The sequence below is a fragment of the Mesorhizobium shonense genome, assembly GCF_040545255.1.
Classification (GTDB): Bacteria; Pseudomonadota; Alphaproteobacteria; order Rhizobiales; family Rhizobiaceae; genus Mesorhizobium; species Mesorhizobium shonense.
In genome coordinates this window covers 21113-46984 of the sequence record NZ_JBEPLM010000013.1, presented here as the reverse complement: position 1 = coordinate 46984, position 25872 = coordinate 21113, and the positions used below count along the sequence as shown (strand labels likewise).

Annotated in this window: 26 protein-coding genes and 1 pseudogene; 11 read left to right on the top strand and 16 right to left on the bottom strand. The window is 62.3% G+C overall.

Annotation, left to right across the window (positions count from 1 at the left end):
* Positions 1 to 4 precede the first annotated feature (4 nt).
* Positions 5 to 697 carry an amino acid ABC transporter permease gene (locus tag ABID26_RS27430; RefSeq protein WP_126098587.1) on the top strand — a complete coding sequence of 231 codons (693 nt, stop codon included), beginning with the start codon at positions 5 to 7 and terminating at the stop codon, positions 695 to 697.
* A gap of 138 nt (positions 698 to 835) precedes the next feature.
* Here the strand turns inward: ABID26_RS27430 and ABID26_RS27425 are convergent.
* The 8 genes and pseudogenes from ABID26_RS27425 to bglB all read right to left on the bottom strand — a co-directional run bounded on the left by ABID26_RS27425 (position 836) and on the right by bglB (position 10321).
* Positions 836 to 1267: pseudogene (locus ABID26_RS27425) on the bottom strand (Lrp/AsnC family transcriptional regulator).
* Between the two features lie 48 nt (positions 1268 to 1315).
* Positions 1316 to 2443: an ABC transporter ATP-binding protein gene (locus ABID26_RS27420; RefSeq protein WP_354417122.1), complete on the bottom strand. Its 1128-nt coding sequence runs from the start codon at positions 2441 to 2443 to the stop codon at positions 1316 to 1318.
* A gap of 7 nt (positions 2444 to 2450) precedes the next feature.
* Positions 2451 to 3503, bottom strand: a complete 1053-nt coding sequence (locus tag ABID26_RS27415) for a carbohydrate ABC transporter permease (protein WP_292371841.1) — start codon at positions 3501 to 3503, stop codon at positions 2451 to 2453.
* Positions 3500 to 4522 carry a carbohydrate ABC transporter permease gene (locus ABID26_RS27410; RefSeq protein WP_435528613.1) on the bottom strand — a complete coding sequence of 341 codons (1023 nt, stop codon included), beginning with the start codon at positions 4520 to 4522 and terminating at the stop codon, positions 3500 to 3502. Before ABID26_RS27410 ends, ABID26_RS27415 begins: the two co-directional genes overlap by 4 nt.
* Entirely contained in the window at positions 4519 to 5787 is a 1269-nt protein-coding gene (locus ABID26_RS27405; RefSeq protein WP_354417121.1) for an ABC transporter substrate-binding protein, read from the bottom strand. The genes ABID26_RS27410 and ABID26_RS27405 overlap by 4 nt, the downstream gene beginning before the upstream one ends.
* Before the next feature lie 87 nt (positions 5788 to 5874).
* A complete protein-coding gene (locus tag ABID26_RS27400) occupies positions 5875 to 8394 on the bottom strand; it encodes a hypothetical protein (protein WP_354417120.1) in 2520 nt (839 codons plus the stop codon).
* Positions 8391 to 9224 (bottom strand): 5-dehydro-4-deoxy-D-glucuronate isomerase, encoded by an 834-nt coding sequence (gene kduI / locus ABID26_RS27395; RefSeq protein WP_126098592.1) that lies wholly within the window; start codon positions 9222 to 9224, stop codon positions 8391 to 8393. The genes ABID26_RS27400 and kduI overlap by 4 nt, the downstream gene beginning before the upstream one ends.
* The gene (gene bglB, locus ABID26_RS27390) at positions 9221 to 10321 is read right to left on the bottom strand and encodes a beta-galactosidase BglB (RefSeq protein WP_292342216.1); all 1101 of its coding nucleotides are present in this window, start codon (positions 10319 to 10321) and stop codon (positions 9221 to 9223) included. The genes kduI and bglB overlap by 4 nt, the downstream gene beginning before the upstream one ends.
* 114 nt (positions 10322 to 10435) lie before the next feature.
* Between bglB and ABID26_RS27385 the strand changes: the two genes are divergently transcribed.
* Positions 10436 to 11503 (top strand): LacI family DNA-binding transcriptional regulator, encoded by a 1068-nt coding sequence (locus tag ABID26_RS27385; protein ID WP_354417119.1) that lies wholly within the window; start codon positions 10436 to 10438, stop codon positions 11501 to 11503.
* On the opposite strand, the gene ABID26_RS27380 is transcribed toward ABID26_RS27385, so the two are convergent.
* On the bottom strand, positions 11488 to 11970 hold the full coding sequence (locus ABID26_RS27380; protein ID WP_292342214.1) for a flavin reductase family protein: 483 nt from the start codon (positions 11968 to 11970) through the stop codon (positions 11488 to 11490). The genes ABID26_RS27385 and ABID26_RS27380 overlap by 16 nt on opposite strands.
* The gene (locus tag ABID26_RS27375; RefSeq protein ID WP_354417117.1) at positions 11970 to 13127 is read right to left on the bottom strand and encodes an LLM class flavin-dependent oxidoreductase; all 1158 of its coding nucleotides are present in this window, start codon (positions 13125 to 13127) and stop codon (positions 11970 to 11972) included. Before ABID26_RS27375 ends, ABID26_RS27380 begins: the two co-directional genes overlap by 1 nt.
* 192 nt (positions 13128 to 13319) lie before the next feature.
* On the opposite strand from ABID26_RS27375, the gene ABID26_RS27370 reads away from it, so the two are divergent.
* The 5 genes from ABID26_RS27370 (at position 13320) to ABID26_RS27350 (ending at position 17062) form a co-directional block, all read left to right on the top strand.
* Complete coding sequence (locus ABID26_RS27370) at positions 13320 to 13976, top strand: GntR family transcriptional regulator (RefSeq protein ID WP_354417116.1); 657 nt, start codon at positions 13320 to 13322, stop codon at positions 13974 to 13976.
* Positions 13977 to 13997: 21 nt separating this feature from the next.
* Entirely contained in the window at positions 13998 to 15155 is a 1158-nt protein-coding gene (locus ABID26_RS27365; RefSeq protein WP_354417114.1) for a Gfo/Idh/MocA family protein, read from the top strand.
* A 500-nt stretch (positions 15156 to 15655) separates the two neighbouring features.
* On the top strand, positions 15656 to 16081 hold the full coding sequence (locus tag ABID26_RS27360) for a hypothetical protein (protein WP_292371827.1): 426 nt from the start codon (positions 15656 to 15658) through the stop codon (positions 16079 to 16081).
* Positions 16082 to 16142: 61 nt separating this feature from the next.
* On the top strand, positions 16143 to 16388 hold the full coding sequence (locus tag ABID26_RS27355; protein ID WP_292371825.1) for a DUF982 domain-containing protein: 246 nt from the start codon (positions 16143 to 16145) through the stop codon (positions 16386 to 16388).
* A gap of 113 nt (positions 16389 to 16501) precedes the next feature.
* Positions 16502 to 17062, top strand: coding sequence for an SH3 domain-containing protein (locus ABID26_RS27350; RefSeq protein WP_292371823.1), 561 nt, complete (start codon positions 16502 to 16504; stop codon positions 17060 to 17062).
* A gap of 185 nt (positions 17063 to 17247) precedes the next feature.
* Here ABID26_RS27350 and ABID26_RS27345 read toward each other — a convergent pair whose 3' ends face one another.
* The 6 genes from ABID26_RS27345 to ABID26_RS27320 all read right to left on the bottom strand — a co-directional run bounded on the left by ABID26_RS27345 (position 17248) and on the right by ABID26_RS27320 (position 22921).
* Positions 17248 to 17472, bottom strand: coding sequence for a ribbon-helix-helix protein, CopG family (locus ABID26_RS27345; RefSeq protein ID WP_292371821.1), 225 nt, complete (start codon positions 17470 to 17472; stop codon positions 17248 to 17250).
* A complete protein-coding gene (locus ABID26_RS27340) occupies positions 17469 to 17771 on the bottom strand; it encodes a hypothetical protein (protein ID WP_292371819.1) in 303 nt (100 codons plus the stop codon). Before ABID26_RS27340 ends, ABID26_RS27345 begins: the two co-directional genes overlap by 4 nt.
* A gap of 561 nt (positions 17772 to 18332) precedes the next feature.
* Positions 18333 to 19118, bottom strand: a complete 786-nt coding sequence (locus ABID26_RS27335; RefSeq protein WP_292371818.1) for an anti-sigma factor family protein — start codon at positions 19116 to 19118, stop codon at positions 18333 to 18335.
* Positions 19105 to 19626, bottom strand: coding sequence for a sigma-70 family RNA polymerase sigma factor (locus ABID26_RS27330; RefSeq protein ID WP_245460248.1), 522 nt, complete (start codon positions 19624 to 19626; stop codon positions 19105 to 19107). The genes ABID26_RS27335 and ABID26_RS27330 overlap by 14 nt, the downstream gene beginning before the upstream one ends.
* 845 nt (positions 19627 to 20471) lie before the next feature.
* On the bottom strand, positions 20472 to 21362 hold the full coding sequence (locus ABID26_RS27325) for a plasmid partitioning protein RepB C-terminal domain-containing protein (RefSeq protein ID WP_126098605.1): 891 nt from the start codon (positions 21360 to 21362) through the stop codon (positions 20472 to 20474).
* The gene (locus tag ABID26_RS27320; RefSeq protein WP_189521484.1) at positions 21359 to 22921 is read right to left on the bottom strand and encodes a recombinase family protein; all 1563 of its coding nucleotides are present in this window, start codon (positions 22919 to 22921) and stop codon (positions 21359 to 21361) included. The genes ABID26_RS27325 and ABID26_RS27320 overlap by 4 nt, the downstream gene beginning before the upstream one ends.
* 130 nt (positions 22922 to 23051) lie before the next feature.
* Here ABID26_RS27320 and ABID26_RS27315 point away from each other — a divergent pair, with 130 nt between their 5' ends.
* From ABID26_RS27315 to ABID26_RS27300, 4 genes are all read left to right on the top strand, one after another.
* Positions 23052 to 23252, top strand: a complete 201-nt coding sequence (locus tag ABID26_RS27315) for a type II toxin-antitoxin system HicB family antitoxin (protein WP_245460249.1) — start codon at positions 23052 to 23054, stop codon at positions 23250 to 23252.
* A gap of 643 nt (positions 23253 to 23895) precedes the next feature.
* Entirely contained in the window at positions 23896 to 24213 is a 318-nt protein-coding gene (locus ABID26_RS27310; RefSeq protein ID WP_126098606.1) for a YMGG-like glycine zipper-containing protein, read from the top strand.
* Positions 24214 to 24322: 109 nt separating this feature from the next.
* Complete coding sequence (locus tag ABID26_RS27305) at positions 24323 to 24937, top strand: class I SAM-dependent methyltransferase (RefSeq protein WP_126098607.1); 615 nt, start codon at positions 24323 to 24325, stop codon at positions 24935 to 24937.
* 334 nt (positions 24938 to 25271) lie between these two features.
* Positions 25272 to 25457, top strand: a complete 186-nt coding sequence (locus tag ABID26_RS27300; protein WP_292300388.1) for a DUF3008 family protein — start codon at positions 25272 to 25274, stop codon at positions 25455 to 25457.
* Positions 25458 to 25872 lie beyond the last annotated feature (415 nt).

The following is a 25872-nucleotide window of genomic DNA, read 5'->3' as shown; positions in this document are numbered from 1 at the left end:
AACCATGTTTGATACCGATATCTTAGTCCAGGACACGCAAGAAATTCTGGGCGCCGTGCCCGTTACCGTTGGAATGGCGGTCTTGATTTTCGTCTTGTCGACGATAGTCGGCAGCATTTTCGCGCTCATCGAATACAGACGGGTCCCCCTGCTGCGAGAACTCATTATGGCCTACAAGATCGTCTTCAAAGGCGTCCCGATGGTCATCGTGATTTTCCTTGCCTATTTCGGTCTGCCGCCGGCATTCCAGTTCCTGTTCTCGCTGCTCGGGATTGATTTCAACGCACACAATACTCCCAACTGGGTCATCCTGGTCGTGGCGATTACCGGCTGTGTCGCCGCGTTCCAATCGGAGATCATCAAGGGAGCTCTGAACGCCTTCGATACCGGTCAGTCGGACGCCGCCCATTCGCTGGGCTATACAAGCGGCCAACTGTTCCGGCGGATCCTGTTTCCCCAGGTGGCCCTCACGGCAATTCCCGACCTCACAACCTCCATGATGGTCATAATGAAGGCGCTTTCCCTCGGGTTCGCCATCGAGGTTGTCGATATCTTCGCCCAGTCCCAGTTGACCGCGGCGCTGAATTACTACTACCTCGAAGCCTTCGTCATTGCCGTCGTGATCTACATGGTGATTGCCTATGTCGTCACGCAGATTGCCGACCGGCTGGAACGGGCGCTGCGAGTGCGGACCTGAGCGAAACTTCGTCAGAACTCCAGGGCATCACGGCCGGAGGCGTTTACCGAGCAGGTAATGCCAACGACGACGTCGAACCTTGGCGCTGGCCTAGGGTTTGCCCGATGGTCAGCGACAGGTCCAAATGCGGGCGCCGAGTTATCGCAGGTTCATCAGGTCGACCGGGCGTAGATCGCCTCCATGGAAAAGAAGCCTGTGACCGCTGCAAGGTCGAAGTTCGTGATCAGTTTCTGGTAGAAGGCATCGTAGCCGGACATGCCTTGCGTCACGACCTTGATCAGGTAGTCCCAATCTCTGCCGATCCGATAGAAATCGATCACCTCCGGCAACCGCTCGACATGGGCGCGGAAAGCCTCACTCCTTTTCTTGGAATGATGACGAGTGCGGATCATGACGAAGACGGTCAGGTCGAACCCCAGCGCGTGGAGATCGCTATTGCTGTTCGACCCGCGAATCAGGCCAAGCGAGTGGAGGTTGGAGCCGCCGCCAGCAAGCATTCTGAGACAAGCCGACCCTCTCCGCCAAATCTCGCTGCGAGAGATTCGGGTCGGCCCAAAAGTGCGCAGCAATTTTGGGTGAACGACATGCATCAAAACAAAGATTTAAAAGCGTGTCGCCTCAATCCGTTTCGTCGTGACACGCTTTAGCGGGAGCTGCTCGGCGCGAAGCGACCCGTAGCCCGGCAGAATCGAAGAGATGCATCCGCTCCGGCGGCAGAACGAGATTGATCGGCTGACCTTGCGTTTGAACTTCCTGGCGCTTGAGCACCGCGACCAGTCTGTTGTCGCCGGCGATGGTGGCGTGGACAACGGTTTCCGGTCCGAGCGCTTCGGCCAGCGTCACCCGTGCTTCGACCGATCCCTTACTGGCGTCCGAGAGCTCGATGTCATGCGGCCGTATGCCAAGTGTGACCTCATCTCCGGGCTTCAGCGCAGCCCCGTCGGCCGCAATCGCGGCCGAAAGCCCGCCCGGACCTTCGACGTGCACCTGCGTGCCGCTGGCGGAACGCACCTTGACCGGCAAAAGGTTCATGCGCGGAGCGCCGATGAAGCCGGCGACGAACAGGTTTGCCGGTGCGTTGTAGAGGTCCAGCGGCCGGCCGACCTGCTCGATCCGCCCTGACCGCATCACCACGATGCGGTCCGCCAGCGTCATCGCCTCGACCTGGTCATGGGTCACATAGATCATCGTGGTTGCCAGCCGTTTGTGCAGCGCAGCCAATTCGGCGCGCGTCGAAATGCGAAGTTCGGCGTCGAGGTTGGATAGCGGTTCATCGAGCAGAAAAGCGGTCGGATTGCGCACGACCGCACGGCCAATCGCTACGCGCTGCTTCTGCCCGCCCGACAGTTGACCGGGCCGGCGATCGAGATAAGGCGTAATGTCCAGCATGCGCGCCGCTTCCGTGATGCGCGCGTCGATCTCGGCTTTCGGCATGCGGATGTTTTCGAGCCCGAAGGCAAGGTTCTGCCGCACGCTCATATGCGGATAGAGCGCATAGGACTGGAACACCATCGCCAGTCCGCGCCGCGCAGCCGAAACCTCGGTGACATCGGCGCCGTCGATCTCGATCCTGCCGCCAGTCGGCCGATCGAGCCCGGCGATCAGGCGCAGCAGCGTGGACTTGCCGCAACCCGACGGACCGACGAGCACCAGCATCTCGCCGTTGCCGACGTCGAGATTGATGTCGTGCAGGATCTTCATCTTTCCGTAAGCGCGATCGATGTCGGTCAGCGTTATGCGTCCCATGGGACCCTCATTTCAGCCCGGAACCTGCAATGCCGGACGTGATGTAGCGCTGCAGGAAGACGAAGACGAGAACGACGGGGATCATCGTCACAACGGTCATCGCCAGGATATAATGCCACTGCACGTTGAGCTGGCCGGCATAGGTGTTGAGCCCGACCTGGAGCGTGTAGAGTTCCTTGCGCGACAGAACCACCAGCGGCCAAAGGAAGTCGTTCCAGCGCCAGACGACCGAAAAGATCGCGAGCACCGCGAGCGCCGGCGCGGCAAGAGGCAGCACGATACGCCAGTAGATCTGCCACTCGGACGCATTGTCCATGCGCGCCGCGTCCAGCAGCTCGTCCGGGATGGTCAGCATATATTGGCGCAACAGGAACACGCCGGTCGGCGTCGCCACCGTCGGCAGGATCACGCCCCACAGTGAATCGAGCAGGCCGACAGCGCTCACCACCGAATAGAGCGGCACCAGGATGACCGACAGCGGCACCATCAGCGTACCGACGATCAACAGCATTGTGAGATCGCGGCCGCGAAACCTGTATTTCGACAGGGCAAAGGCGGCCATCGAATTGGTGAGCAGCGTGATTAGCGTCGCCATTGCCGTCACGAAAACCGAATTGCGAAGATAGCGCAGGAAGTCGAAATGGACGAAGGGTTCGGTGTAGTTCTCCGTCGCGAAGCCGATTTCGCGCACCGGTTCACGGCTGGCGATGTTAACCTTCACGATATCGTTCGGCGCCTTCGGGTCCACCATCTGTGCCACGGTGCCGATGCGGCGCAGCTCGGCCAGCATCTTGGTCGAGCCGTCCGGCAGCGTCACCCTATAGAGGGTGAGCGGCTTGTCGTGACCTTCTACCGTCACCTGCTGGCTGACATAGGGCAGGATGGTCGGCGGGAACTCGGCAAGCTGTGCTGGCGTCTTCAACGACGAGCCCACCAGCCAGACGGCCGGGCCGAACATGATCACCAGGCCGCCGGTGAGCCACAGCCAGCTCACGATGTCCGTCCAATGCCAGCCCCGGCCGCCGCGCCGGCGGGTCAGGAATGTCGCGACGCCGCTCATTCGCGCGCTCCCTTCCGCTCGCCGCGGCGCCCGACCTGCAGCTGAAGCAGGGTAAGCACAACCAGTACCAGCCCCATCAGGATGGAAGCCGCCGAAGCCAACCCCGGATTGCGCAGCAGCGAGGCGAAGCCGATCTCATAGATGTATTGCGTGAGATAGAGAGTGGAGGTGCCCGGCCCTCCTCCCGTCAGCACATAGACCTCGTCGAAGATTTGCACGGCGCGGATCAGCGCCAGCACGATGACGACAAGCAGGTTCGGCATCAAGAGCGGCAGCGTGATGCGCCAGAATACCCGCGCCGGTTTGGTGCCGTCCATCTCGGCTGCTTCGTAAAGGTCGCGTGGGATCGCCTGCAGGCCGGCAAGCAGTATGAGCGTGTAAAAGCCCATATGGGCCCAGACCGAAACGCTGACGGCGGCGGTGAAGGCCCAGAAACGATCGGTCAGCCAGTTGTACGGCTCGCCTCCCATGTCGTGGACGATCAGGTTCAGCAGCCCCTGGCGTTGCAGGATCCAGCGCCAGATCAGGCCGGTGACGACGGGCGACAGCAGCACCGGAAAGAAGAACACCGCGCGCCAGAAGCTGCGCCCCACGATCTCGCGGTTGAGGATCAGCGCGGTTGCGATCGACACAATCGTCATCAGCGCGACCTGCACGACGACGAACAGACCCGTATTGTGCGCGGCCTTCCAGAAGAGATCCTCGCGGCACGTGGCAGGGTCCAGATAGCTGCCGCAGTCGAGCAGGCGCTGATATTGCTCAAGCCCGACATAGGTGCGGTCCTGCAGGAAGTAGGCCGTTCCGGACGTGGCCGAATAGAAGAAGTTGATGACCAGCGGCACCAGCACGAAGATGCCGAAGATCGCCATGTTCGGGGCAAGGAAGAAGGCGGCCATGCCGCCGGTGCCCGTCGCCCGCTGCCAGGATTTGAGCGGCACGTTGACGATCGATGCAAGCCAGACGACCGGCGCGGCGAGAGCGGCGGCCGTCCAAGTCTTGAGTGTCGCGGCGGCGTTCACTTGGCCTCTGCGACCTTGTCGGCGATGTCTTGGTCGATTTTGCCCCAGGCTTCGTCGAGCGTGAGCTCGCCGGCCATTACCTGGCTGACACGGGTCACCAGCGCCGCATAATAGGCGTTGGCCCATTTCCACGGCGGCAGCGCATCCGCCGCCGGCAGCGTCTCACCTGCGGCCTTGACGAACTTATCGAGCGCCGGACCGACATTCTTGTCGGTCGAATCCCATTTGAGGCCGCCCTTCGCGACGACACCCTTGTGCGCCGGCAGGAACAGCGTGCGCTCGCTGAACTCCTTCACGATATCTTCGCGGGCCAGATAATCCATGACCTTGGCGACATCCTTGGGGTTCTTCGTGTATTTGATGGCGACCAGCGCTGCGCCGCCTTTCACGCCCGAGCAGCCAGCGGTGCCGCAGGGCGAGCCGGTCGCCACCCAGTCGAAACTGTCGCCGATCTTGGTCGAGAGATTGGCAACCTGCCAGCTTCCCGAATAGTAGAACGGGATCTGCGCGTTGATGAAATCGTCGGCGGCGGCACGGTAGGTCGAGCCTGCCGCGGACACCCAGGTGTCCTTCAACATCAGCCCCTTTGCAGTCCAGTCGACCAGCTTGGTCACGAAAGCCTTGGTACCGTCGTCCACTTTTGCCGGCATGCCATCGGATCCGATGTAATTCGCCCCATAGGAGACATTCGGACCCGAAATGCGGTGACCGGAACGGTCGATCGCGAAGGCAGCGGGGAGCTGCTGGCTCTTGGCTACCTCGGCGGCGGCTGCGATCCAGTCGTCCCAGCTTGCCCTGTCGCCGGGTAACGCCACGCCGGCCTGTTCGAACAGCGTCTTGTTGGCGAAGCCGCCGGTGAGCGTGAGCTGGGTCATGAAACCGGGAATGGCTTTGGAGCCGTCGGGTCGCATCCAGTCCAGCGTGTCGCCGAAATTGTCATCCCAGTATTTCGGATCAGCCACCAGCGGCCTGAGATCGAGCCAGTGCTGGGCGAGCTCCTTGATGTTGGTGACGCGGGCGATATCCGGTCCCTGACCGGCTTCGAGCTGGATGGGCAGCTGTTCCTGGATCACCTTGTAGGCGACGTTGTCGAGCGTGACGTGGATGTCCGGGTTGTCCTTCATGAAGCGGTTAAGAAGGTCCTGGATGACATCGCCTTCGACACCGTCCGAGTACCACATGATGCGCACATCGCCGGCAAAGGCGCTGGTCGATGCGAGCAGGCTGACCGATATCGCGGCCAGCAAAGTGCGGGTCTTGGTCATGTTTTGTCTCCTCCTTTGTCCGGGGCCGCGCCCCGACCGTTCAAGCCGCCCCGCCCTCTCCTCTCGAGGGCCGCAGCCGATTTCCTCCTATTCCTGGCGTTTCATGCGTGTCGCATCGCCGCGCACGGTCCAGTTGGCCGGATCGAGCATCCGCCCCTCAGCCACGACCCTTGCGTCGGCGAAGAAACGCACGGTGCCGTATTCCGGATCTTCGACAATCAGTTCGCCCTGGGAGCCCGACCGCACGGACAGGTCCGCGAAAGCGGCCGCCCAGGCATCGAGCGTTTGCAGATCGGCGGTCCGGTCGCCGAGGCGAACGATCCATGTCGCCCTGCGGCTCGCTGCCCGCAACTCGTTGCCGGCCGTCGGACCGGTCTTGACCGGCGTCAGCAGCACATCGGTTTTCAGCATGGCGAAAGCATCGCCCGATTGCGCGAACGCCCGATGCCCATCCACGCGCACGGCCTCGAACACAGCCGCCGGAAACCAGGCGTGCGTGAAGTCAGGTTGCTCATCCGAGCAGGTGAAGCTGACCACGGCGAGGTCGCGGTATTGGTGGACCCGCGGCAAGGTACCGGAGCCGCCCCAGTAGGACGGCCTGCCATATCCCGACTGCAGGACTTCGCCCGGATGGTTGATCCAGATCTGCGCATACGGATTTCTGCCCAGCCGGGCGTGGATCACAGTTTCCTGATAACCCCACTGGTTCCAGCGATACCCGGCCGCGCTGCCCATCGCATGGTGACGCGTCTTGTGGTGATAGAGCCGCGCAAAGCGGTCCTGTCCCTGCGCGAAAGTCCATTCCCAGGCAATATCATCGGTGATGGAGGCAATCGCCGCCAGCTCGGCTGGAACGCTCATGCCGTGGTCACGCAGGCAGAGTGCAAGCTGCGGCAATGCGTGGAAGCGCATGCCGTAATTGCCCTTGCCCCAGACCATGCGGCAAACGCCCGATAGCTCGAGCGAACGCGCGGCGCGCAGCGTGTGCTCATAGGAGCGGCCCTGCGCGCCGGTGAGGATGCCGTGATGGGCCGAGCGGGCGACGATTTCCAGCAGGCGAATGACCGCTTTGCCGGCGCGTTCCGCGATGTCCCTGTCCGGAGCCAGCGCGTAGAGCGCGCAAAGGCCCTTGAGGTCGATCGGGAAGTAGGGCGCCGAATTGAACTCGGCCATTTCCCATGCCTCGAAATGATCGAGCCAGGCCCGCACCCGCGCGGCCCCGACGGCGGAGTGCTCGCGGCCAGGGCGGCCCGAGCGCACGAAGCGCGCTTCCGGCAGAAGGGCGCCGGCAATATAGGCAGCGGTGTGAAAGAGCAGCGCGTGGTTCTCGGAGAAATACCACTGCACGTCATTGCCGGGCTCGTCCATCCAATAGCGGTAGCCGAGGATGGCCTTGTCGACACGCGCGCGCAGGTCTGCTTCCAGCCGTTCGCCATAAGCCTTGCGGCACCACAGCAACGGCACCAGGATGAAATCGGCGCAATCGTGACAATCCTCGATCGCCGGCAGCGAACCGGAGATCATGGCGTCTGTCTCGGCGCCCGCCTGCCCGATCGCCAGCCGCGCCAGCGCGCGTACCGTGTCGGCCTCAGCGCGATCGGCGACTTCATTGAGCGCCTCGTCAATGCGCGCGGCGAGCGTTTTCGGCGCGGCGCCCTGGCGGCGCGCGTGGCAGATTTCCACGCCGAAGACGCGCGATGCGGCGTGGGCTCCGACTGTCAGCGTTACCTTGAAATGACGAAAGTCGGCGGGCAACTGCTCGGCGTCGGCGATCGGCAGACGCTTCTGGCCAGCGGGCAGGGCGAAGTCGAAGCGCACCGGCGCCTCGATCGACATGAAATCGCCCTCGATCTCGACCGCGACCGCGGCGTCGCGCGGCAGGGACACGCCGGTGATCAGCGCCACCTCGCCGCCGTCATAGGCGGGATGCTCGAAACGCATGTCGTCGAGCGCCGCCTCCATCGCATCGGCGACCGCGCCCTCGACCTCGATCGGCAGCGCGACCGCAGCAGTCGGACCTGACAGAAAGTCGAGCTGGAAATAGTAGCGGGCATCGCGTTCGGCGAGATCGTCGAACCATATCCGGATTTCGTTGCGACCGGTCTTTAGTATGATCTTGAAGTCCTCGGCGCTTTCAAGATTGCGGCCGTAGGGCGCCATCCAGCCGGCCTCCTCGCCGTTGGCGAAAAGTATGGCGCCGCCGCAGGTGCGCAGCCGCACCAGCGCCTCGCCGGCCGACGCAGCGTCGATGGTCGTCTCGGCCCAGGTCCCTAGCACCGTCGGCCGGAACCAGAAGCCTGACAGGTCGATGCGCGGCGAGGCGAAGGGTAGCCAGATGCGCCCGCCGCTGACTTCGGAGCCGACCTGAGGGCGCTTGCCGCGACGTTCCGCTGCGAATTGCGTGCGGCACGGATATTCATGCGGAATGAAATTCTTGTGCTTGGTCAGGAAGAAGAAGGGGTCCATCTCCCCCCTCATGGGCTGATCGGCCACATCGTAGCGCCGCTCGGCGATCGACCCGAGCCGCCAATAGACGACCGGCTGTCCCGCCGCAAGCGGCCTGCGCAATGTAAAGCCGGGTTCGACGCTTTGGGCGGCCGCGTTCATCTCAGATCCCTCACGGCTACCGGATCGACATCGGTGTAGGCCTGGTTTTCGCCGGTCATGCCCCAGACGAAGGCGTAGGGGCCGGTGCCGGCGCCCATATGGATCGACCAGGCCGGCGACAGGACGACATCGCCGTCGGCGACCATCAGATGGCGAGTATTGTCGGGCCGGCCCATCAGGTGGACGACCTGATCGGCAGCAGCAAGGTCGAAATAGCAGTAGGCCTCCATGCGCCGCTCATGCAGATGCGGCGGCACGGTGTTCCACACGCTGCCCGGCGCGAGATCGGTGATGCCCATCAACAAAAGGCATGATGGAGCCACTTCGGGGTGGATATACATGCGCAGCGTGCGCCTGTTTGCGCGCGCTTCCTCGCCCAGCACCAGCGGCTTGGCTTCGCTCCTGGAGATGAGACGGTGGGGAATGTCGGCACCGGCCGGCACCGAGTTCATGTAGAAGCGCGCCGGCCTCTGCGGATCGTCGCTCTCCAACACCACCTCGCGCGCGCCACGTCCGATATAGGCGACGTCGCGGTTGGCCAGGGCAAAGCGCATGCCGTCCACGGCGACCGTGCCACTGCCGCCGAGATTGGCGATACCCATCTCGCGCGCCGTGAAGAAGAAGGGAGTGCCAACATCGGCCCCGCTGCCGAACATCAGCGGTTTGGCGAGCGGAACCGCGCCGCCGACGATCATGCGATCGACATGGGTGTAGACGAATTCGATCTCGTCCGGTCGGAATAGGCCGCCGACCAGGAATTCGGCTCTCAGCCGCTCCGTATCCATGCCGGCAATGTCGGCTGGCGATGCGCCGTAGAGCGTTCGCATCATGCCGCTTCCACTTTCGACTGCAGATGCCGCGCCCCTTCGGTCAGGCACAGGATCGCCAGCGCCTGCCCGTAGCCCGTCGGATGGATCGGGATGTCTCGGTAGAACTGCAGGTCGTGGCCCATGCGCGTGCCGTAGGACACATTCGCCACAACCCCTTTGTCGTCGATGTTGGCGACTACCGCCTCCAGGGCGCGGAGACCGGCGGCCCTGCATTGCGCCGGACCGATTCCGAGCCTTGCGGCCTTCAGCAGCCCATAGCCGAAACCGGCCGTGGCGGAGATCTCTTCGTAGGAGCCTGGATCGTCGAGCAAGGTGCGCCATGCCCCCGACTCGGACTGGAGCCCGAGCAGCGCCTTGATCTGCGTCTCCAGTATGCCGAGCAAGTAGCTCCGCACCGAGGGCGTGATCTCGGCGAACTCCACCAGGTCGAGGATGCCCACCGTGATCCAGGCATTGCCTCTGCCCCAGAGCGCGCGGGCGAAATTGTGCCGGCCATCGAACGTCCAGCCGTGGAACCACAGCCCCGATGCCGGATCGGCGAGATAGCGGGCGTGGACCAGGAACTGCCGTTCCGCCTCCTCGACGAAGCGGCGCTGACCGGCGGCCTGTCCGTAGGACGCAAGAAACAGCGCCACCATGAACAGCGTGTCGTCCCACAATTCGTCATCGTTGACGCGGTCCGAAACATTGTGCTGGAAGCCGCCTTCGGGCGTTCGCGGCATGGCCGTGATCACCCGCTCCGCCCATTCGCGCAAGACCGGCTCGAAGCGCGGCTGGCGCCGGCGCCGCCACAATTCGCTCAGCGCCAGTAACGGCGCGGTGGTGTTGACGTTGATTGCAGGCAGTCCGGCCGCGATGCGCCGGTCGAACCACGCCTCGATCGTCTGCAGCAAGCGATCCTCGCCCGTCTGCGCCCATAGCCGGACCAGGCCATAGAGTCCGACGCCCTGCGGCCATTCCCAGCTGTCGAAGCTGACGTAGTCTCCCGGCGTCCCGTCGAGATTGGGTTCATCGAACCGCCCGTCATGGCGCAGGCCGGTCATGCCGGCCACGAGACTCGCAAGCGCGGAATTCAGGCGTTCGGCCGAAAGCGGCATCACTCCTCCTGTTTCTTCCGCCTCGCAAGAACTGTTCCACAGGGATTTTTCTTGCGCAATATGAAAATTTTTTGCAGAATTTTTGGACGATTTTTGCCGGAGGCGAGGGAACCCATGACGATCCAGGGCAAGCGCGGCCGCCCCAGCCGCCGTGTTCGACTGGAAGAGATCGCGGCGCGGTGCGGCGTCTCCGTTAGCACCGCCTCCCGCGCGCTGAGCGGCGTGGGCGGCGTCAAGGACGAGCTTCGCGCCGCGATCATCGAGACGGCGAAGTCGATGAATTACGCCATCCCGGCCTCCGTTGCCGGCCGCAAGGTCATCCTGGCGGCAAGCAGCGTGGCCATGGTCGACAGCGCCCGCAGCCAGTTCACCTATCACGTCCTCGACGGGCTCAACGAACGCGCTCGGCTGCTGGGCGTCGAACTGGTGACCCGGCCGGTTGCGGCGCCGGAGGACGAAATCGCGCTCCTGCGCGAATCCGAACGCGATGACCGCGTTGCCGGCTGCCTTTTTCTGACGCTGGATGATGCTGACGTGCTTACGCTGACGGCCGGCTTTTCCAAGCCGATCGTGCTCGTCAACGGCGACGATCCCTCGATGCGCCATTCGAGCGTGACGCCCTGCAACCGCTCCGCCGCCATGCTCGCTGCGCAGCACCTTATCGGTCTTGGCCACCGCCGCATTCTGTTCCTGATGCGGCGCGGCCGGCGCACCATCGAGCGCCGTTACGAAGGCTGGCGCGACGCGCTGACGGCGGGAGGCATCGCCGGCTTCGACGATCTCGTGGTCGAGGTCGAGGACTGGCTTCCGGAGCTTGCAAGCAAGGCCGTGACCGCACGCATCGCGGCGCGCGGCCTCGATTTCACGGCCGTGCTGACGGCGGGCGACAGCCTGGCCTTCGGCGCCATCGCCGGCATCCAGGAAGCCGGGTATTCGGTGCCGGCCGATGTCTCCGTCGTCGGCATGGACGACCTGCCGCAGGCGGTCTTCTGCAACCCACCGCTGACGGCCATGCACATTCCCATGCGCGAGATCGGCTCGGCGGCGCTCAGCCTGTTGCTCGACGACTTGGCCCATTCGACGCTGCCGCCGCGCCGCGTCGAACTCGCCTGCCGCCTGGTGGTGCGCCAGTCTACCGCACCAGCGCTCGCCGGCGCCGAGCGTCATCATCCTTCGCTTTGAGGCCGGGACCTGCCGCCGGCAAAGAGCAGCGGCGAGCCTTCTTGAGTCTCCAGTTCGAGGACGCGCCCAAGCAGGATCATATGGTCGCCTGCCGGGAAGCGGTCCGCGACGCTGCATTCGAACCGCGCCAGCGCTCGCGGCAGCAGCGGCACGCCGTGACCGTTCCACGCCAACTCGAGACCGGCAAAATCGGTCCCTGACTTCGAAAAGCGCCAGCAGAGGTCGCTCTGATCGTCCGCCAGCACGTGAATGGCATATTGCGCGGCATTGGCGAAGGCGTCGAAGCGGCGCGAGTGGCGGCCGATCGACCAGAGCACCAGCGGCGGATCGAGCGAGACGGACGAAAAGCTGTTAGCGGTGATGGCAACCGGGCCGCCGGCGGTGCCGGTGGTGACGACCGTGACACCGGTGGCGAAGCGCCCGAACGCGTTGCGCAACAGACGCGGGTCGCACACGAAATGCTCCATCAGTGGCGCTCCCCTCTTCCCAATGGTGTTGCCGGAACCCGGTCCGGCACCCGCCCGTAGGCATGCGGCAACGAGCACGTATTGAGTTCAGGAAGCACCTTGGTGCCGAAATGCTGCGCCTCGTCGAGATGCGGATAGCCTGAGAAGATGAAGGCGCGGATGCCCATCTTCATATACGCCTCGATTTCCGACAGGACCTGATCGGCCGAGCCCACCAGCGCAGCGCCGCAACCCGAGCGCGCCCGCCCGACGCCGGTCCACAGATGCGGCTCGACATAGCCTTCCGCGTCGGCGGTCTCACGCGCCTTGGCCTGGTGCGATACGCCAAGCGATCGGGCATCGAGCGCCCGCTCGCGGATCGCCCTGCCCTGCTCGTCGTTCAGCTTCGAAACCAGCTCGCGGGCATAGTCCTTCGCTTCGGCCTCGGTGTCGCGCACGATCACGTGGACCCGCAATCCGTAGTCGAGCGTGCGCCCATGACGCGCTGCCCGCTCATGCACGGCTTTCATGCGGCCGGCGAGTTCCTCCTTTGTCTCCGGCCACATCAGGTAGACGTCGCACTGTTCCGCGCAAAGCTCGAGCGCGTCGGGCGAATAGCCGCCGAAATAGAGCAGCGGCCCTCCGTTCTGCTGGTAGGGCCTTGCTGGCGCCGTCGGGACGCCCTTAAAGCGATAGACCTCGCCCTCGAAATCGATCGCGTCCCGGGTCCAGGCCTGGCGCAGGATCTGCACCACCTCGCGCGATCGCTGGTAGCGGAAGGCGCTGTCGGCCGTCTCGCCCGGAAAGTCCGACGAGATGATGTTCACCGTCAGCCGGCCTTCAAGCATGTGGTCGAGCGTCGCGATGGTGCGTGCAAGCATGATCGGCTGCATCTCGCCGCAGCGCACGGCCGCGAGCAGATTGATCCTCGACGTGATCGGCGCGCAGCCGGCGACGAAGCTCAGCGTGTCCTGCCCGACCTGATAGGACGACGGACACAAGATGTTGCGGAAGCCGAGCTCTTCGGATGTCTTCACGATCTCGGAGCAGTGCGCCCAGCTCGAGCGCAGCGCGCCATCCGACACGCCGAGATAGCGATAGTCGTCCGAACAGAGCGCGGCGAACCAGGCGATTTCAGCCGCATCCAGATCCGGTGAGGTAATGGGGACGACGGTCATTGCCGGTCCTTCAAGAGCTCGTTGCGTTGGCGGCGAATGGGGCTTGCCTAGCATTCGATTTGATGTAGATCAATACTGTATCAATTTCTGAGGGCGCAGGAAAAGGCGGACATGCAGCTAACGAGAGCCGAGCCCGGCCACCGATCCAGCCAGATGCGCGGTCCTCTACCGGTGCACCTGCAAATCAGTGAAATGCTGATCCGTGAAATAGCGGCCGGACGGCTGGTCGACGGGACGCGGCTTGCGCCGGAACGCGAGATGGCCGCGAGCCTCGGCATTGCCGTCGGCACGCTGCGGCGCGCGCTGGCCGACCTTACCGAGAAAGGCCTACTCGACCGTATCCAGGGTTCGGGCAACTACGTGCGGGCGCGCGGCGACCTGCTCGGGGTCTACGCCTTCTTTAGGCTGGAGCGCATCGACGGCGGTGGACTCCCGACCGCCGAGGTGCTGTCGGTCGACCGGCTGCCCAAGCCGTCCGACCTGCCGGAGTTCGGCAGCGCCCTTGACGCCTACCACATCCGTCGGCTGCGTCGGCTCGACGGCGAACCGGCAGCGGCCGAGGAGATCTGGCTCGATGCCAGCCGAGCCGAGCGGCTCGAGCGCGATGACCTGTCGGAATCGCTCTATCTCCACTACCGGCTGGCTCTCGGCTTTTCGATCGTTCGCGCCGAAGATCGTGTCGGCGTCGCCCCCGCCCCGGACTGGGCCCCGGCCGATTTCAGACCTCGGCCGGGCGAGGCCGTGGGGTTCATTGAACGCATCGCCTGGGCCGGGGACGGGGATAGCGTGGAATATTCCCGCAGCTGGTTCGATCCGGACGCGGCGCGTTACGTAGCTCGTTTCAAATAAGTGCTGGAAGGAAGGCGCCGCATGACCAAATCATCGATCGGCTACGGCATTGTCGGCTGCGGCATGATGGGCCAAGAGCACATCCGCAACATCGCGCTGTTGCCTGAAGCGCATGTGGCCGCCATCTTCGAGCCGGACCCCGGCATGATGGCGGCGTCGCTGGCCCTGGCGCCAGGTGCACGACCGGTGGCGTCGATCGCCGACTTACTGGCCGCGGACGGGGTCGACTGCGTTCTGATCGCCAGCCCCAACCATCACCATCTCGGCCAGTTGGAGGAGATCGCCGCTCGCCGGCCACTGCCGGTGCTGGTGGAAAAGCCGCTCTTCACAGAGGCCGCCGACACGGAGCGCATCGCAGCGCTGAAAGCGCGGCTTCCGCTGATGTGGGTGGCGATGGAATACCGCTACATGCCACCCGTCACCGCCTTCGTCGAGCAGGCCGACGACGCCACCGGCGGCATTCGCATGCTGAGCATTCGCGAGCACCGTTTCCCCTTCCTGGCCAAAGTCGGCGACTGGAACCGTTTCAACCGCAATACCGGCGGCACCTTCGTCGAAAAGTGCTGCCACTTCTTCGACTTGATGCGGTTGATCCTCAAATCCGACCCTGTCCGCATTATGGCGAGCGCGGGACAGGCCGTGAACCATCTCGATGAACGCTATGGCGGCGAGATGCCGGATATTCTCGATCATGGCTACGTGTTGGTCGATTTCGCGAGCGGCGCGCGCGCCATGCTGGAGCTGTGCATGTTTGCCGAGGGCAGTCGCTATCAGGAGGAGCTCTGCGCCGTCGGCGGCAGCGGCAAGATCGAATGCCGGGTGCCCGGACCGGGCCGCTTCTGGCCCCGGCATCTGGGCGCCGCGCCCATGCCGGAGCTGATCGTCAGTCCGCGCAATCCGCCGGGGCCGCGCCTGCTGGAGATTCCGGTCGATGCCCGACTGCTCGAGGCAGGCGATCACAATGGCTCGACCTATTTCGAGCACGTCCGCTTTGTCGCCGCAGTACGCGGGCAAGGCAGCGTTGAGGTGACCCCGCAAGATGGCTGGTGGGCCGTCGTCATGGGCCTCGCCGCCCAGCAATCAGCCCGCGAAGGCCGCGCCGTCGATCTCGCCAGTGAGTTCGCAATGCCGGACCAGCTTACGGTCACAGACTTTTCAACAATATCTCCCAATTGCTAACGTCCGCCTTTGTCAGCCTGCCATTTGCGCCAGCCAACCGCGCCGCCGAAAGTGAACCAGCCACGGTCCCGGCGTCAAAGGCATGCGGGTCTTGTCCTGCCGGTCCAGCCGCAGAGCTAGTTAACTGAGCTGCGCGAGCCCACCGCGACCTCACATAGCTGCGCTGGTCTGGAATAGTTTCCGATCGGGCTCGGTATATGCACCATCGAGGTGAAGTTTGTCCGCATTCGCGATTGTGGAGAATTTCCGGGTGCTCAAGCACATCGTCTCAGGCGCTGGAGTACGGGAGACGAGTGCGAGTGTCCGAGTATCTGCGCCGACGTGCTCCCGACCGAAAATTCTGCCAATCGGACCCAGCATCCCCCTGCCTCGTCTCCTAAGCTGGGGTCGCCCCTGCAGAGGACCTCATCATGTCGGTCGATCGACCGATTTCCGGCCATTGTCGGTCGGCACGGGGGAAATCAACCTGTCGCAATGAGCGAATCTGAAAAGAGGAAACGATGGAAAACAATCAAACACTTTCGCAACGCTTCGACGAATATCGCCCCTCAAAGACACTCTGGTTCTGGTCGGTTGTGGGCGTTTCTGTGCTGACGATGATAGTCGGTTTCACGGCCGGCGGTTGGACCACGGCAGGAACAGCTTCGGAAATGGCGAAGACCTCCGCCATCAAGGCAAGGGCTGAACTGGTCGCCAATCTTTGCGTCGAAAAGTTCATCACTGCATCCAACGCAAGTGCGAACCTGACCAAGCTGAAGGGAACGTCTTCCTACCGGAGAGATAGCTTCATCAGCGACGGCGGGTGGGTGAAATTGGCTGGCTTGAAGAAGGATGCCCCAGGCGCCGCAGATCTGTGTGCGGACAAATTGGCCGCGATGGACACAATCCCGACGAACAGCGTGGCTCAGGATAATACCAAGGGTTGACCGCTTTTCGCCCGGCGACGCGAGTGTTTTGCGCGACAGCCATCGCAATGGAGGCGTGGCCATGTATGAAGCATGGTTCTCAAGGCCGGTGGCGGTGGCCACCGGCATTTCCGGCGAGATCAAGAACCTTTCCAACGCCAATCAAGCGGTCGACTTGCTCACCAAGCACTGGCGCAATGCCGGAAGCCACAAGCATCTGGCGGCGCTACGTGCCTGCCGCCAGGCCACGAATGGCGGCATTGCGGCTGACGTTGCCAGGGACGCATTGGTCGATGCGGCCCGAGAAGCGCACATACTCGTCGAATAAGCTCACTCAGAGCGATGTTCCGGGCTCGCCTTGAACGGGAGCACGCCCCGAGCGGCGCCTCTGATGGCGGCAGATGATTGATCGATCCCTTCCGCATTCGCAGATGAACAGCCATGAATTCCGTAGCACAGTTCGGGTTCGTGACAGTCCGCCGGCAGGTCAGACGTCAGTTTTATGTCGCGCTCGCCCGTTTCGTTCTTACAGCCGTATTGCTATCGGCGCCCGCAACCACGACAGGGCTGCGAGCGGAGGTCAGTGCTCTTCCTCTACCTCGCTTCGTCTCGCTAAAAGCTTCGTCCGCCAATCTGCGTGTTGGGCCGGGTATCGGCTACGACATTGAATGGGTCATGACACGACCGGGCATCCCTCTGGAGATCTATCAGCAGTATGACAATTGGCGCCGTGTAAGGGATTGGGAGGGAACCACCGGATGGATCTATGGCCCGCTCTTGTCAGGGCGCAGGACCGGTATTGTCGCTCCCTGGATGAAGGACAATGTGGCGCTGCGCAAGAAAGCGACGGTTGATAGCCCCGTCATTGCCTGGCTCGAACCTCGCGTGCGAGTCAAACTGATGCGGTGTGACGGAAAGTGGTGTGCTGTAGCGCTAGGGGCGACATCTGGCTTCGTCAATCAAACCCACTTGTGGGGCGTCTATCCTGGCGAAGTGCTCTAAAGTGGTGGCTCAATATGACTGACCGAACGGTGTGAATTTCCGGCGGAGGGATTGCAGGGCCGGCTCTTGCCTTTTGGCTCGGAGCTTTCAGGGTTTCGGCCGACACTGATCGAACAGGCGCCCCTGAGGCTTACGCGGGGTTGCCCACACGATCCGGCGCCGTAGATCGATATGGCGCGCTTTCGTCACTCAAGAAGCGCCCTTTGGCGCGTCGCAAACCATTCACGAAGGGCAAGGCGAATGATCTCTGATCGCCCGACCCTCATTTCAGCGGCGGCTTCGGCGAGCGCCATTTCGATACCTGCGTCGAACGACATCGATCCAGATTGCCGCAGCATTGTCGCGGCGCGGATATCGGCAGGCCGCACATCAAGAGCATTCGTTTCTCGGTCGTCCGATCCGTTGGTCATGACGGCAGCTCGGGTCGTTCGCCAGTTTGTGGGAGGCCATAGTCTCGGACAGCAATAATCCAGTCGTGCCTTATCGTCGCCAAGACAAGGCGACATCTCTGTGGGTAGTATCTGTGCAAAGCGGCGACTTGATCAGCGACGACGGCGCCATTCAGTCCGCACAGCTCGCCCCCAAGTAACCAGCGGTCGTGTTTGTTGTTGGCCACCATTGCAATGTATTCCCCATCACAAGGATAGCCGATCAAACCAACTTCCTCGTAGTCTTTCAGTTTGCGCATCGCATCGGCTGAATCCAACACGAATTACCTCCCTGTGTGTTTGAAGAAAGACGACTGGCATTTCGGCGTGACGGCCCCGCAATCACCCCGCCTCATGCCGGCCCGTGAGGAAGTGCCCGGCGCGATCGCACTTCCTTGACCGTCATGGAGCTGGGTCCTCTGAAAGCGCTGCGCCATGTGACAGCGCCTCGTTCGCGCAAGCTACCAGCGGGATTGTTGAATGCTGTTGCCGCGCCTGCGATAGCCACACCCCTCGGCTCTCCTGGGAAAGTCCCTTCATCGCGGCGCGCGCCGCCGAAGTGATTTCAAATGCGCCGCAGGAGGCACACTGAAACTCCACCTTGCGGAGCGTGATTTCGGACTCCAAAGCCGCCCCAACGCAGATTGGACACGGAGAGGGGTAATATCTCCTCTCAAAAGACAAAATGTTCATCGTGCAGATCTCTCTGAAGGCTTGCGGAAGGCGGCGAAGCACTTGGACCGGAACGGTAGGCAGCCGCTCCAGGCAGATGGCGGAATGCAGTTGCTTACGCGCCCATATCGAAGGCATCTAATTCTGCTTCCGGATCCATCGAGCTGTGATCAACCTCTTGTCTTGTGGGCAACGTTCCTCCGCGTGGCAACTTCGATTTGCTTTGCTTCCACTTCGAGCCGATCCGGCGCGGCGGAGCCCATCAAGGCGTAGGCCGTCCCTCCCGACTGCCAGTAGACTGTCGGTACCCGGCCGTCAGTGGCTGGGGTCGGTGGCACTGCGTCCTCACCGTTCATCGGAGCCGCGACGAGGGTGATGCGACCAACGCTTGGTGTATCAGCCGTCACAACCAAGCTTTGTTGACCATTCCAGGGCTGCACCTGGACATCTTTGACCACCCATACTGACGGAAGGGCTGGCATACTCACGTTTACGGCGCCAACCAGTCGTTCGATCTTGTCCTGCTTTAGCTCGGTGCCTTTCTCGGGGCCTGCATTGAGCTGCGCGACTCGTAAGGCATCTCGCGCGGCCAGGATGAAGGTTTCGTCAGCCGTCTTGCCTCCCTGGCGAAGCGGCACGGTCAACGAGTTCGCCGACCACCCGATCGCTATTAGTGCGACGGCGGCGACCTGAAGCCGGAGCAGGGCAAGCACTTTCCTTCGACGAAACGCGGCCTCCAGCCGCTTCGCCTTGTCCACGCTCGCGCCGGGCGGAAACAAACGCTGAGGCTGGGCGTTGCGCAGCGCTTCCATGCGTTGCGCGTGGGCGAACACCTCGGCCGCCAGTTCCGGCTGCCGGGCAAGCCGGGCCTGCAGGTCAGATCTTTGCGAGGGCGATAGCTCGCCATCGAGGAAGCGATTGATCTCTTCTTCGGAAACGGGATTATCGGACCGCATCGCGCCCTCCCACGACCTTCAAATGGCCGACAGCGTTGTCGCCATTGCTTTCCAAGTTTTGCTTCAAGGCTGCACGCGCCCGACTGAGGCGGGACATGACAGTTCCAGCGGGAATCCCCAGTAGTTCGGCAGCTTCGGAATAGGTAAAGCCAAGCACTCCTACCAGATGCAGTATCTCTGCCTGGTCAGTCGGCATCCGTGCGAGAGCCTTCCTCACATTCGACAGTTCGGCAGAATGCTCCTGCGAAGGCGGCAAGCTTGTATCGGAGATATCTGCCAAGGACGCGAGGCGGCGCCTCTCGGCGCTCACGCGACTGGACCCAGTGAAGAAGCTGTTCCGAACGATCCTGATCAGCCAGGGGAGCAACGGACGAGTGCCGTCGTAAGTGCCCGCCATCGACAGCGCGCGGGCGAGAGCCTCCTGGACCAGATCGTCGGCGTCGGAGTCATTGCCGGTAAGTACCCTGCCATAGCGCCAAAGATCTTCCAGATGCGGAATGACGTCCAACGTCGCTTTCATCCTGTCTAAGTGCCCACAACTCTCCCTAGCCCGATTAAGATCACGCGCCGCCTATCCGGGTTGATAAGCGGCCCAGCGGTCAGGGACAGGGACAGGCAACCGCTGGGCCGAATGGGAGCGTGCTCCTCCCGACTGCAAAGCACTGAGAGACAACCCATCCTCGATGCTCGCCGCCGCTCCCTGTTGTTGACGTGGGGGCGACCGTGCACTCCACATCTCCCTCTTCGCACCAATTACTAGGCTGGGCTGGCAACTATTCCATGTCTCCAATGATTTTTCACCAGTGAGCTCCGCACCCGGGCAGGAGCAGTCATCACCGTCTGACTTTGGAAGCGACCAACTCACGCCCTACCTAGCCGCCACGGCCGCAACGGCTCGGGGGCACAATTGGCGTAGGGACCATAGAAGTCGTGGCTCAAGATTATATGGGAAGCCGGCGTTCACCCGAACGGCATGCGTATTTGGGACGGTCGCGATGCAACCTGGCGAGATAATCGCAAACACCTTCGCGGCAGTCCCGGCGGTATGCGGCCTCGCGATCATCTTCCGGGTAGCCGGAAGACCGCTGTTCCTACGGCGTCAGGCGCGAATGGTCCTTATGATGCCCGCCGACTTGACCCTCCATGAGGCAACCAAGACCTGGGTCATATCAAAAAAGCGGCGGATGGGCGCGAGCGGGGGCAGCGCCTCGTCGAGAAGGCTCGCATCGAGGCCTGTACGCCGGCCATGGCGTCCGTTCTTGCCCGGCTCCGCAACATCGCTCGAGATTCCACACCTGAGTGGGAGCCAGCATGTACAAATGATTGATCGAGCACCGCGCAAAAGAAGCGCTTTCACATACCCCGTGGTACTGATCGTCTGACGCAGTTCAGAACGCCGGGCTTCGCCCGGCGTTCTTCGTGGGCTGACAAGTGAACTCGGGTCCGCTCGAGGGGTTCCAGGATCGATTGAAACTGGGCAAACCGCTCCGGAAAATTGTGCGCCAGGTATTTCACCACGCGCACGTTTCCCATGATGCGGTCCAGATAGCCCCTTGCCGCCACGAGGGCGAGGCTGCGGGGCCCATGACGTTCGGCGGCATTTTGGAACGTCCTGCCCAACTCGGCGAACTCTATTTCCATAGCGGCCAGCTGCGCGGCATCGATGCCGGCGAACTGCTTCCGCGGGCTCCAAGAATCGGCAAGCTGTGGCTGCGGTGTGAGCGCGATGAAAACTCTTGCCGTATTGAGCTTCACCCTTTCCAACGCGAGCATGAGCCGGGCAATCTCGATCTGTCGGCTTGGCACGACCTGGCGCAGCAGGCCGAACATCTTCGGCGGTACAACGCAATCCTGCAGGAGGTGGAGGACTTCTTCGCAAATTCCTCCGATGAGCTGCTGGCTCGTCGCTTCGGTTTGGTACGGCTTCGTTTCGGCGATAGAGGCAGCCGGGCCAAGAATTCTATTCGCCAGTGCCGCTGGCATGATCGCCAAATCTTCCGTCTTCAGCAGGTCTCGAAATACGTCAAGTGCCAGCAGCTGGCGGAGCGCTTCAACGACGCCCTCCAGATGCTCCCGCGACGCATTCGCCTCGCTGAGGAAACACTGCATTCGTTCGCTCAGATTTTTGTAGATCCTAAGGAACACGTATTTATGAAGCGGTCCCGCAGGCTCCCGCAGATCGCCGGTCAGATGAATGACGTGTCGGCTGCTTTTCACAATGGAAGAAGCTTCGGCTTGCGTCATCCCGCTCCCCCGATCGGCGCTCGCCTTGCGATCTCCACCAAAGGATCCAGCGACTGGAAAAGGAAGGCATCAAGGCGCACGCCATTGTTTGGGGAAAGCATTGGGGCCGCGTGCTCTGCCTCCCATGCGGGCACGATTAAAAAGTCTCGAACTGTGACATTGTCGGGCAGCATCCTGATCAACACGGAGATGTCGGACCCGGTAAGACGCCGCTTATGGAACGGCCAATGAGAGTAGCCGTATGGTGACGGACGGCAGCGCGCGATCCACACTGCGATGGTGAATTCCTCATTAACCCTGACAAGCTGTCTCTTGGAGTCATAGTAGGCAAGCCCGCCAGCCTGGCCGACCGCGGCTACAAGATCTTGAATGATCTCCATCCGGCGACGATGAAGCTGGGTGATGACGTTGAAGTAGCGGTAGTTCGCCGATGCCTCATATCCGACCAGGTCGTAAGCCGCCTGGAGGGTTCCGAAGCGATGGATGTACATGCTTTTCGTTGAGAAGCCTGGCGTCGCGTTGATGATTGAGCCCGACAGCGATCCTCGCTCTTCCAGAAGCCTTGATAGGTCCGCCAGCAGGTCCTCGTTGGTGATACGGGAACGGCGTGCCTGCGCGACGGATCGTGCACGCTCGAACAACTTGCGGCTGACGAGCGGCACCGACACATTCTCTACGCGGATCCAGGCGCTCGGAGGGTTTTTCACTCGGTTGCGATGAAGCCTTTCGGAGGTCCTGTTCCAGACATTGTTGCCGATGTATTTCTCGTGGGTCAGGACCGAGCGTACCGAAGCGGTCGTCCATGTCTGGTCCAGGTCCGTGAGAACGCCGCGCTCGTTCAACGCCCTGGCGATTTCGACTTCCAGCTTGCCCTTTATGAATTGCTTGAAGATCCAGCGGACGATTTCAATCTCTGATTCCGGCCCGGGCACGAGCACCACGCGATCCGTTGCCAGGGCCTTCCATTCATGCCGTTTGAGAATGGTCTTGGGCTTGCCTGATGCATCCACGAGAAGGCGCCGGAAGCCATATCCTGCGTGCCCGCCTCCGCGGAAACCCATCTTGACGACCCGAGTTTGGCCGATGAATGTCTTTTGCGAGAGCATGCGGCTCAGCTCGGCGGCCATGCTGCGTTTGATGGCCTTCAGCACATCGGATCCGACGCTCCCGTCATTTGCAAATTGCTCGGCGCAGAACTCGATCCGCACGCCAGCCCTTTGGCATCGGTATTCGTAGGAAGCGCTTTCATCGATGTTCTGGAAGCGCCCCCAACGGCTCACGTCGTAGACGACGATCGTTTCGAAGTCGGCCTGCCCACTTTCAACATCGGCCAGCAAACGCCGCAGAGCCGGGCGCCCTTCGATGTTGAGACCGCTTCTGCCCGCGTCCTCATATGTTGCGACGATGTCGTAGCGCATGAGAGCCGCATAGTCGCGGATGGCATCCCGCTGATTTTCAATGGAGTAAGTCTGTCGCTCGGTGGACATACGCAGATATTGCGCAGCACGAACCCTTCGCCTCTCTCGAGGACCGATGCGGGCCGCTGCAATCTTGTCCATCGCCTTGCGCCGTTGTGCCGATCTGTCAATCTAGCGATCGACGGCCTGCGGCTTGGTTAGGAATACCCGTTCAGTTTATGTCGAATGCATTGTTCAGAGCGACGATGCGCGGAGCACAAGGGTGATGGGCATGCGCGGATACGTAGGGGTAATCCACAAGGCGGACGACAGCGACTTCGGCCTATCTTTTCCCGACTTCCCCGGTGTCGTCACGGCCGGCCGGACAATCGCGGAGGTGCGTCAGCTCGCCGAGCAGGCGCTCGCTTTTCACGTCGAGGTCTCATCGAGGATGGCGAACCCGTTCCGGAGCCGACTTCACCAGACCACGTGATGACCGACAAAGGCGCACTCATGACTATCCAGGTGCGTCTGAAGGCTCGATACGCTAGGCAGTCACGACGCCGGCTGAGCTGAACGTCGCGTGTCCCTCGGCCAGCTGGAGCCCGTCCCTTCGCACTCCGCGCAGCGCACGCTTACGCCAGGACATCTGTGCTGATGCGTGCCCGCCGGGCAACAATGGCCGTTGGAGCTTCGCCATCTCGGGCATTCGAACATAGTGCCGGTGCCGCCGCAGCCCGGGCACTTGCCTTCCCATAACGCTAGTTTCATTTTGCCCCGACCTCTTCGGCGCTGCCTGGCAACGCCATTAACCCGACCCCTGAACTTCGGCGGGCCCCCGCCAGCCGTCTGCCGACATTGCCATACGGCAATTAAGGTTTTTCTAAAACAGAAATTCGCTGCGAACATCATTCGTCGACGAAAGTTCCGCCGATCCCGGGCACGCCGCTATGAAGGGCATCACACTTGCCGATGCGGGGCGTCTTTCCAGTTTGGCGACCATGCTCTTCAACAGCCGGGAAACCATGACTCATTTCGTGAGAAAGCGCGCCGCCGTTCCGCCGCAATGCGAGCCCACTTCGGCCAGGTACGCCCCTGTTTCAGTTGGTCTTTGGGGCTTCGAAGGAGTTCTGGAGATGATGATCAAGAAGGTTTTTGTGGCAGTGCTGATGACTGCGGCACTTGCTGGATGCGAGACACAGACCGAAGGCCAGCAACGGGCCACCACCGGCGCGCTGGTCGGCGGCGCCGGCGGCGCGCTGGTCGGCCAGGCGATCGGCGGCAACACCAAGAGCACGGTGATCGGCGCGGCGAGCGGCGCGCTGCTTGGCGCGGTCGTCGGCAGCGCAACCACGCCACAGCGGCGCGGCGAGCAGCTTTGCCGCTATCAGGACCGCTACGGCCGTATCTACACCGCGCCCTGCGACGACCGTTACTACAACGGCGATTATTGACCTCTGGGTCTCTTAGGGAGACGGCGCTTCGGCGCCGTCTCCCTCGTCATGCTTTTGTACGCTTTTCGATGTAGGAGCATTATGAAGGCGGGCGGCGGAGGAGGTCGAAATGACGACGAGCCTTGCCGGCGCGCTGAAACACCGTGGCAAGCACGCGGTGAAGCGACTGATCGGATATGACTCCCGCAACTGGCTGCGCATCCGCCAGATCGAAGCTTTCACCACTTTTCTCGAAGCAGCGAACCGCAAATCTCGCGACGTGATCGAGATCTCGCCGGGTTGGAACCGCTGCTGGCGGGCGATGTGCCCAAACTACCGCTCGGTCGATTTCCCCGATTTCGACATCTGCCGCGACCGCACCGACGAACAATTTTCCATTGTGATTGCCGATCAGGTGCTGGAGCACGTGCAGCGGCCGCTGGCGGCCGCTGCAAACATTCACGCGATGACCAAGCCAGGCGGCTGGGCGATGGTGGCGACACCATTCCTGTTCCGGGTGCATGCCAGGCCGCACGACTACAACCGCTGGACGCCGGCGGGGCTGAAGCAGGTAATGGTCGAGGGCGGCTTCGCTGAGGACGCCGTGCAGGTGTTCGGCTGGGGCAACAAAGCCTGCGCCAAAGCGCATATCGGCGGGCCGGTGCGGGCCTACGGCCTGTGGAGAGACCTCAGTAATGATGAGGAGTATCCGCTGATGGTGTGGGCATTTGCGAAGAAGGCGTGAATTCGGACCTGCGGGCATATTAACCCGCATAGGCGACCGCGATCTGTCGCAGGCGCAATGTCTGAACCGGCAGCGCAAGCTGCGGAAGTCGTGCCCACCCGACGCTGCGGCCCAACCGAGCTCTTTCCCCGGGTTGCCGAAACGCGTTCGCCTTGGTGCATGTGCACCGGGAGCCGGACACGAGCAGCGGCCGTACCGCGACGTTTTTTCAGCTGTCTTGCAGCAGGGCCCCCTGCTGCAAGACCGAGCAGTCGGGAACCGCCGCCCCAGAGCCCGCGTTATCCGGAATTCTCAAAGGGAGAGGGGAGAGACAGACTGAAAAAGGAGTAAGCAGATGCCTGCTAAATCCAAGGCCCAGCAGATGGCCGCGGGCGCAGCCCTTGCAGCGAAGCGCGGAGAAAAAAAGAAAAGCGAGCTCAAGGGTGCTTCCAAGAGCATGGAGAAGTCAATGAGCGAAAAAGAACTCGATAAGATGGCTTCGACAAAGCGAAAGGGAAAACCGCAGAATAAAAAGTCTTGATCCGCAGGCTTAACATTCAGAAGGCAACCCTGCATCGCTAAACTGTGATGGCTCAGTGGAATTTGGCTAGCGTCTGGGAGAAGTACGAGAATTGACAACAACGATACGCGCCTGCCGCATTTGATCGACACGCATCCATAAGGCGGAGCCAGGGTAGTCCCAAGGACAGTTGCGATACCGAAGGAAGCACCATCCTCGTAGGTCCAGCGAACAACATTGAGTGCGCGTTCGACCCAGGAACGCGGGGGCATGGGCAGCTCGCGCGGGAAGACGCTCACTCCGAACGGCACGCTCACCCGCTCGCCTGCATCGAAGGTCAGCGGTTGCAGCCGCATTTCCTTGTACAGTCGCAACGACGCAGCGATGTTGCCGGAGAACCAGTAGATCGAAATGTCGGTGAGCAGCGTCTCGATAG